Origin of the sequence: Patulibacter sp. NPDC049589, from assembly GCF_040675535.1 — a bacterium.
Classification (GTDB): domain Bacteria; phylum Actinomycetota; class Thermoleophilia; order Solirubrobacterales; family Solirubrobacteraceae; genus Patulibacter.
Genome location: NZ_JBFAPC010000055.1, coordinates 24,454 through 32,797 on the forward strand (window position 1 = coordinate 24,454; position 8,344 = coordinate 32,797).

At 75.0% G+C, this 8,344-nt stretch carries 7 protein-coding genes; 5 read left to right on the forward strand and 2 right to left on the reverse strand.

The features are described from left to right. The first annotated feature begins 115 nt into the window (after positions 1–115). A complete protein-coding gene (locus AB0L40_RS12495; protein WP_364354377.1) occupies positions 116–1,285 on the forward strand; it encodes an NAD(P)/FAD-dependent oxidoreductase in 1,170 nt (389 codons plus the stop codon). A gap of 73 nt (positions 1,286–1,358) precedes the next feature. Here the strand turns inward: AB0L40_RS12495 and AB0L40_RS12500 are convergent, their stop codons facing one another. After that, positions 1,359–1,973, reverse strand: a complete 615-nt coding sequence (locus AB0L40_RS12500) for an ATP-dependent Clp protease proteolytic subunit (RefSeq protein WP_364354380.1) — start codon at positions 1,971–1,973, stop codon at positions 1,359–1,361. A gap of 453 nt (positions 1,974–2,426) precedes the next feature. On the opposite strand from AB0L40_RS12500, the gene AB0L40_RS12505 reads away from it, so the two are divergent. Beyond that, a complete protein-coding gene (locus tag AB0L40_RS12505) occupies positions 2,427–2,861 on the forward strand; it encodes an SRPBCC domain-containing protein (RefSeq protein WP_364354383.1) in 435 nt (144 codons plus the stop codon). Between the two features lie 56 nt (positions 2,862–2,917). Next, a complete protein-coding gene (locus tag AB0L40_RS12510; protein ID WP_364354386.1) occupies positions 2,918–3,370 on the forward strand; it encodes a metalloregulator ArsR/SmtB family transcription factor in 453 nt (150 codons plus the stop codon). A gap of 765 nt (positions 3,371–4,135) precedes the next feature. Here the strand turns inward: AB0L40_RS12510 and AB0L40_RS12515 are convergent. Continuing rightward, a complete protein-coding gene (locus tag AB0L40_RS12515) occupies positions 4,136–5,383 on the reverse strand; it encodes an acyl-CoA dehydrogenase family protein (RefSeq protein ID WP_364354389.1) in 1,248 nt (415 codons plus the stop codon). Between the two features lie 137 nt (positions 5,384–5,520). On the opposite strand from AB0L40_RS12515, the gene AB0L40_RS12520 reads away from it, so the two are divergent. Both AB0L40_RS12520 and AB0L40_RS12525 read left to right on the forward strand, forming a co-directional pair. Continuing rightward, a complete protein-coding gene (locus AB0L40_RS12520; protein WP_364354392.1) occupies positions 5,521–6,849 on the forward strand; it encodes a hypothetical protein in 1,329 nt (442 codons plus the stop codon). Between the two features lie 54 nt (positions 6,850–6,903). Further along, entirely contained in the window at positions 6,904–8,256 is a 1,353-nt protein-coding gene (locus AB0L40_RS12525) for a glycerophosphodiester phosphodiesterase (RefSeq protein ID WP_364354395.1), read from the forward strand. The last annotated feature ends 88 nt before the right edge of the window (positions 8,257–8,344 follow it).

An 8,344-nucleotide genomic window follows, 5' to 3' on the forward strand; every position in this document is an offset into this window, starting at 1 on the left:
GTCCGGAGGACGGGACGTCCCGTCCGTCGTGATCCCCCGGCCCTGCCCGGCCCTTCGGGCGGGATCCCGCGCCGGGGATGCATCCGATGGGGCACGCCGCGGGTAGTTTGAGGGCATGAGCCCGAAGCGCGCCACCCTCCGCGGTGCCGAGCGGACGTCGATCGACGGCGACCGCGCCGACGTCCTCGTCTGCGGCGCGTCGTTCGCCGGACTGGCCGTGGCGCGCGAGCTGGCGGGCCTCGGCCACGACGTCCTGGTGCTCGACCGCTACGAGATCGGCGAGCGCCAGACCTCCGCCTGCGCGGTCCCCACGCCCTGGCTCGACGCGCTCGGCATCCACGAGGCGCGGCGCTCCGAGCTGCCGCACATGTCGTTCACCACCCCGCACGGCAGCGCGCGCTACCGCCTGCCGTGGACGTGGACGAGCTTCGACTACCGGACGCTCTGCCACGAGCTCTGGGACCAGGCCGGCGAGGCGCGCTTCCACACGGCGAAGATCGAGGGCCGGACGCGCACCGCCGGGGGCCACGTCGTCCACACCGACCGCGGCGACGTCTCCGCGCCGATCGTGGTCGACGCGCTGGGCTGGCGGCGCAACCTGGCGCACCCGCACTACCAGCCGCCGAACGCCCCGCTCTCGCGCGGGCTCGAGGTGCACCCGCACGTCGACGCCGCCACGCAGGACGACAGCCTGGACTGCTGGGTCGACCGCTCGGTCATCCCGCGCGGCTACGCGTGGCGCGTCCCGGCCGGCGGCGAGTCGCGCGTCGGCGTCGGCTCCTACGACCCGCACGACCATGTCAAGGAGCCGACCCAGGAGGTCGCGCGCCGCCTGGACGTGGACGCCGTCCGGTACCAGGGCAACTGGTTCCCCCACAAGCTGCGCCCGGCGGCCGAGGACGGCGTCTTCTTCTGCGGCGACTCCGCCGGCCACTGCATCCCGGTCTCCGGCGAGGGCATCCGGACGGCCTTCATGTTCGGCATCCAGGCGGCGCGCGAGATCGCGAAGGTCCTCGACGGCGCCCAGACCCGCGAGCAGGCGCTCGTCGCCTACGCCGCGTTCTCGAAGACCCGCGCGCCGTTCTTCCGCAAGCTCCTGCTGCTCCAGCGCGTGATGCCGCGGATCCCGCCGCGCCTGTTGACCCTCGGCTTCCGGCTCGTCTCGCCGCAGCCGCTCATCGACCGCGCCTTCGGCTGGTACCTCGCGGCGGCGGACCCGGAGATGGCGCTGCGCGACCGGCCCGTGCGGCGGGCGGTCGCGGCGGGACCGGTGGCGGCGGACTGACGCCCTCCGGGCCCACCGCGTTCGCGCCCGTCCGGGGACCGGCTGCCGGGGCCGGTCCGCCGGGACAGCGTCGTCAGCCCAGCGCCGGGCGCCGCCGCGCCTGCACACCGCGCCGCTCGATCACGTGGTCGATCAGGCCGTAGTCCATGGCCTCGTCGGGCGTCATGAAGCGGTCGCGCTCGATGTCGCGGTTGATCTGCTCGATGTCCTGGCCGGTGTGCTCGACGTAGATCTGCTCGACCCGCTTCCGCAGGAACATGGCCTCGCGGGCATGGATCTCGATGTCCGTCGCCTGGCCCCGGAAGCCGCCGGACGGCTGGTGGACGAGGATCCGCGCGTTGGGCAGGGCGGCGCGCTTCCCGGGCGTCCCGCCCGCGAGGACGATCGATCCCATCGACATCGCGATGCCGCAGCAGACGGTCGTGACGTCGCAGCGGACGTACCGCATGGCGTCGTAGATCGCGAGGCCCGCGTAGACCTCGCCGCCGGGGCAGTTGACGTAGACGTGGATGTCCTTCTCGTCGTCGACCGCCTCGAGGTGCAGCAGCTGCGCGACGACGAGGTTCGCGACCTCGCTGTTGATCTCGGTGCCGAGGAAGATGGTGCGGTCGTTGAGCAGGCGGGAGTAGACGTCGAACGAGCGCTCGCCGCGGGCGCTCTGCTCGATGACCATCGGGACGAGGGGCATGGGGTCTCCGTTTCGGATCGAATTGCGCAACCGATCAGTTGCGCGTCATGGCCGACCATACACGCAACCGAATCGTTGCGTGTAGGCTCCGTGGCGAGCGACCCTCCCGGAGGACCGATGCCGACGCCCGCCGATCACGACCCCCCCGACCAGGACGCCACCGGGCGCGCGACCGACCCCCGCGCCGAAGGGAACGCCGGCCGCGGTGCCGACCGCCGCACCGACGGCGATGCCGGCCGCGGTGGCGACCGCCGAACCGACGGCGATGCCGGCCGCGGTGGCGACCGCCGAACCGACGGCGATGCCGGCCGCGGTGGCGACCGCCGAACCGACGGCGATGCCGGCCGCGGTGCCGGCCCCCGCGCCGAAGGGAACGCCGACCGGGGGACCGACCGAGGTGCCGGCGGCGCGGTCGAGGACCGCGACGGCACGGGCCTCCCGCCCCTGGACGCGGTGCGCCGTGAGCTCGTGCTCGACGCCGCCCCGGACGACGTCTGGGCCCAGGTCGCCGACGACGACGGGCTGGCGGGCTGGCTGGCCGACGAGGTCGACCTCGACGTCCGCGAGGGCGCGACGGGCACCGTCCGCGACGCCGGCGGCCGCCCGCGCCCGGTGGAGGTCGACGAGGTCGTCCCCGGCCGGAGGCTCGGGCTCGTCTGGCGCGACGAGGACGACCGGCCGGCGCTCGTCGACATCGCGCTGGAGCCGTTCGGGGCCGCGGGCACGCGGGTGGTCATCGTCGAGGTGCCGCTCGAGACCGTGCGCCTCGTCGCGCCGGCCGCCGACCGGATGCTGGCCGTCGGACGGCCGGGTGGGAGGGGCGCGCACGGCGGTGCCCAGGGTCCGACGGCGACGGCGGCCGGCCGGGTCCTCGCCGGCGTCCGGTGACGCCGCGTCCCGCAGCGGCCGCAGGTTCCGGGGCGGGGTCGCCGGTGGGCTCCGGCGTGTCGGCGGGTCCCGGCGTACCGGCGGGGTCCGGTGTCGGCGTCGCGGCGCCGGCCGACGTATCGCCGCCCGCCGGCCGTGGAGCGGCGGCGGGTCGTGCGGCGGCGTCCGGCGGCGGAGCGGCGTCGGGGCCGGCCCCGGACCTCGGCGCGGTCTTCGGCGCGCTCGCCGACGCCACGCGCCGCGACGTCCTGCGCCGCCTGGCCGGGACGGGGGACAGCGTGACCGCCTCGGCGCTCGCCGCCGACCTGCCGATGACCCGCCAGGCCGTTGCCAAGCACCTGCGCGCACTGGCCGACGCCGGCCTGGTCGTCGCCGCGCGCGAGGGCCGCGAGACCCGCTTCCGCGCGATCCCCGGCGCACTCGACGACGCCGTCTCCTGGATGGCCGCGACCGGCGCGCGCTGGGACGGTCGCCTGGACCGGCTGCGACGGAAGGTCGAGGGCGGCTGAGGGCGGCCGAGGACGCCCGCGGTCGCGGTCGATTCTGGACACCGTGTGGCGGACGATCGACCGGCCCTCTCCGTCCCGGCGGAGGCCGGGCCGACGCGCGGTCGATTCTGGACACCGTGTGGCCGATGATCGACCGACCCCCCCCGTCCCGGCGGAGGCCGGGCCGACGCGCGGTCGATTCCGGACACCGTGTGGCGGACGATCGACCGACCCTCTCCGTCCCGGCGGAGGCCGGGCCGACGCGCGGTCGATTCCGGACACCGTGTGGCCGATGATCGACCGACCCTCTCCCTCCCGGCGGAGGCCGGGTCGAACCGCGGTCGATTCCGGACACCGTGTGGCCGATGATCGACCGACCCTCTCCGTCCCGGCGGAGGCCGGGTCGAACCGCGGTCGATTCCGGACACCGTGTGGCCGATGATCGACCGACCCCTTCCGTCCCGGCGGAGGCCGGGTCGAACCGCGGTCGATTCCGGACACCGTCTGGCCGACGATCGACCGACCCCCCGCCCCGGCCGACCCTAGGCCCGGGCCCCGGCCGGCCCCCCTCCACGGGCCCCTCGCCCTCGACGTCCCCCGAAACGCCGCGCGCCCGGCAGGGCCGGGCGCGCGTTTGCGGCGTGAGGGGTGCAGACCCTCGTGCCGACCCGGTCCCGTCGCGATCGCGGTGCCCCGCGGCGACGGTCCGGGCCTCGGCGCCCGACCCGAGGAGAGAGACGGAGCAGGCGGGCGCCAAGTGGGGGACGGCCGGTTCGGCCGTGAAGGTCAGCGGTAGAGCGAGAACTCCGGCGCGCGGCGGTTCAACGACCAGTCACCGACCTCGCGGGCCTTGTAGGCGACCGGGTCGTGCACCGTGTGCGTGCGGACGTTGCGCCAGTGGCGGTCGAAGCCGTACGCCGTCGTCGTCGCCCGGGCGCCCTGGATCTCGAAGAGGCGGCTCGTGGCCGACAGCGCGACCTTCGTCGTCAGGATCTTGGCCTCGTAGACGGCGATCGCGGCCTCGGCGCGCGCTTCGTCGGTGAGCGACGGGCCGACGTCCAATGCCGCCTGCAGTGCGTCGCCGGCGCGGTCGGCGAGCAGGGCGGCGGCGCGGATCTCGGTGACGATCTCGCCGAGGTGCTCGAGGATGTAGACGTCGTCGGTGGCGACGTCGACGCCCGACGTCTCCCACGGCGTGCCGTTGGCCCGCGCCCACTGCTGGGCCTCGTCGAGGGCACCCTCGGCGGTGCCGATGTAGAAGTTCACGAACGCGAGCTGCCAGTGCGGCGTGACGAGCGTCTGGTACGCCGAGGGCGCGGCGCCGGGCGGGTAGCCCTCCTCGCCCGGGATCACCGCGCCGAGGATCTCGCTGCGCTGCACGCGGACGTCGTGGAAGTCGACGCCACCGGAGTCGGTCAGGCGCTGGCCGACGTTGTCCCAGTCGTCGCGCGCCGAGAAGCCGTCGCGGGTGAAGTCCGAGCCCGGGGCGTCGGACGGGAGGGAGACGAAGGCGAGCTCGCCCTCGAGCTCGACGGTGATCGACAGGTGGTCGCCGAGGCTGGCGCCGGACGCGAAGGTCCGCGAGCCGTTGAGGCGGTAGCCGTCGCCGTCCTTCGTCAGCGTCAGCGCCGAGCCGCCGCGCGGGTTCTGCACGCCGCCCCAGAACGTCCGCTCGGCGCCGTTGATGCGCGACAGCGCGTCGGCCTGCTCGGGCGTGCCGAACAGCTGGGCGACCCGGGTCTGCGCGTAGTGGTAGCCGAGCAGGTGGGCGATCGAGGTGTCGCCGCGGGCGATCCGGCGGACGAGCTGCGCGGCCTGCGCGAACGTCAGGCCGGCGCCGCCGTACTCGACGGGCTCCTGGACCTGGAGCAGGTCGTGGCGGCGCAGGAGCTCGATCTCGGCGCGCGGCGCGACGTTCGCGCGGTCGCGCTCCGCGGCGGTCGAGCGCAGCTCGAGCGCGACGCGGTCGGCGGCCTCCAGCAGCGCGTCGAACGCCTGGTCGGGGGTGGTCTGGGGAACGGTCGGCGTGCTCATTGCCGAAAAGTAGATCAGCTTTTGGATATTTCGCAACCGGGGATGTCGTGGAGGGCGTCCTGTAGCACCTCCAAGCCCCCGGCGCCAGGGCGATCGGCCGGCGGAGCGGGCTGTCGCGGCGCGGTACTCTGGGTGCAGTGGCCGGTTCCGTCTTCGACATCGAGCACGCACTCGGACTGCTCGAGCTGCGCCCCCCGTTCGGCAAGCGCGACGTGCAGCAGGCCCGCCGCTCGCTGGCCAAGCGGTGGCACCCCGACCTGGCCCCGCCCGGCAAGCAGTTCGAGCACGAACGGCACCTCAAGGGCATCAACGAGGCCGCCGACCGGCTGGAGAAGCTGGCCGAGGACTCGCACAACGGCGAGATCACCGCGACGGCCGTCAAGGTCAACGCCGCGGCCGCCCGCGCCGCCCGCGAGGAGGCCGGCCGCCGCGCGTACGAGAACGAGCAGGCCACCCGCGAGCGCGCCCAGCACGACCCGTTCGGCAGCCGCACGCCGGACCACTCGGTCGTCCACCGCTACGCCCGCTGCGTGTCGTACCCGGAGTGGGGCGTCGGCAACGTCACCGGCGTCTACTTCACCGGCGAAGGCGACGAGATCCTCCAGTTCGCCCGCGTGTCGTTCCACCTGGGCGTGCGAACGGTCCCGGCCGGCACGCTGCAGTTCGTCGACTTCAGCAAGCCCGACCCGGGCGCCGAGCGCGTCCAGCGCTTCATGACGGCCGCGCAGCACGCGATGGCCGAGGGCGAGTTCGCGATCGCGGCCAAGCGCCTGCTCTACGCCCGCGACGCCGACCCGGCCAACGCCGCCGTCCTGCGGATGCTGACCGTCGCGCTGCTGCAGGCCGACGACCTGCCCGCCGCCGCCCGCGCCGTCCGGGACTGGCTGCGCGCCGAGGGCGAGCGCCCCGCGCCACACCGCTTCGCCGCCCGCATCTACGAGGCCCAGGGCGCCAACCTCCAGGCCGAGGAGTCCGCCGCGCGCGTCGTGCGGCTGACCCCGGCCGACGGCGCTGCGTGGGCCCGGCTCGGCCGCCTGCGGCTGCGCCTGCACGACCGCGCCGGCGCGCTCCAGGCGCTCGAGCGCGGCATGGCGTTGGAGCCCACCGTCGAGGGCCTGCTCGACCTCGCGCTGGCCGCGCACCTCGCGGGCGACACCGGCCGCCAGGTCGACGCCTGCCTGCACGCGACGCAGCTCGCGGACCGCGGCCGCGCCCGCGGCCGGGACGACGACGTCGCCGGCCGCGACCCGGAGGACGGTGAGGAGCCGGTCGCCGGCGTCTCGGCCGCCCTGCGTGCCCGCGCCTGGTCGCGCTACGCCCACGCCCTGGCGCGGACGGACCGGACGACCGACGCCCTGGCCGCGGCCGACCGCGCGCTGGAGCTCGCGTCGGAGGACCGCGAGGTCCGCGACCTGCGCGACCGGCTCCGCGAGCGCGTCCCGCGCGAGCTGCAGACGGCCGGCTGAGCCCTTCACGACGCGGACACACCCGCACGGCGCGTCGCCGCTTGACTGGCGGGTGTGATCCCCCACGCAACCATCCCCCCGAACGCCCGCCGCCGGCGTCCGCGCGCCGCCGTCGCGGTCGGCGCCCTCGTCCTCGGCCTGACCCTCCCCACCGCGGCGGACGCACACCGCGGCCCGGCCGGCGGCCACCCCGGTACCGGCGGCGGCCACGGCCCCGTCCACCCGGGCGGCCCCGGTCACGGCTCCTCACCCGCCCGCCCCTGGGAGCGCAGCGCCCCGAACTTCGGCAGCGCGCTGGACCGCGTCGTCTACGCCCACCGGGGCGCCAGCGGCTATCGGCCCGAGCACACGCTCGAGGCCTACCGCCTGGCGATCCAGCAGGGCGCGGACTTCATCGAGCCGGACCTCGTCTCGACGAAGGACGGCCAGCTCGTCGACCGCCACGAGAACGAGATCTCCGGCACCACCGACGTCGCCACGCGCCCCGAGTTCGCGGACCGCAAGCGGACGAAGGTCGTCGACGGCACGACGCTCACCGGCTGGTTCACCGAGGACTTCACGCTGAAGGAGCTGCGCACGCTGCGCGCCAAGGAGCGCCTGCCGGCGATCCGCCCGGCGAACACCGCCTACGACGGCCAGTACCAGGTGCCGACGTTCCAGGAGGTCATCGACACCGCTCGCAGGGCGAGCAAGGCCACGCACCGGACGATCGGGATCGTCCCCGAGATCAAGCACTCGACGTACTTCCGCTCGGTCGGGATCGACCAGGAGTCCGAGGTCCTGAAGACGCTGCGGAAGAACCACCTCGACGACCGCCGCGCGCCGGTGATCGTCCAGTCGTTCGAGGTCTCCAACCTCAAGCTGCTGCGCCGCGAGTCGAAGGTCCACACGGTCCAGCTCCTCGACGCCCCGACGGCGAAGCCCGCGGACGTCGTCAAGGCCGGCGGCTCCACGACCTACGGCCAGATCGCCTCGCCGGCCGGTCTGAAGGACGTCGCGACGTACGCCGACGCGGTGTCGCCGAACACCGACTACGTGGTCCCGCGCGACGCGACGACCGGCGCGTCGCTCGCCCCGACGTCGTTCGTGAAGGATGCCCACGCGGCCGGCCTGCCGGTCGTGGTCTACACGTTCCGCCGCGAGAACTCGTTCCTCCCGCTGGAGCGCCGCTCGAGCACCGACCCGGCCGGGATCGGCGACCTGCAGGGCTACATCACGCAGTTCCTGCAGCAGGGCGTCGACGCGGTGTTCTCGGACGACCCGGACATCGCGGTCGCGGCGACGCGGGCGTTCGAGGCGTCGCAGCAGGGGCCGAAGCCGCCGCACGGCGGGCCGACGGGGCCGAAGGGCCCGCACGAGGGCCCCAAGGGCCCGCAGCGGCGCGCGGTCGCCGGCGCGGCGCGCTGATATGGGGGTCGGTTTGTCAAGCAGGTCGTGGGTGGTCGCGTCCGCGTGGCGGTCGTGGTCGGGGGTGTGTGGGCTGGGTTCTCTCGGT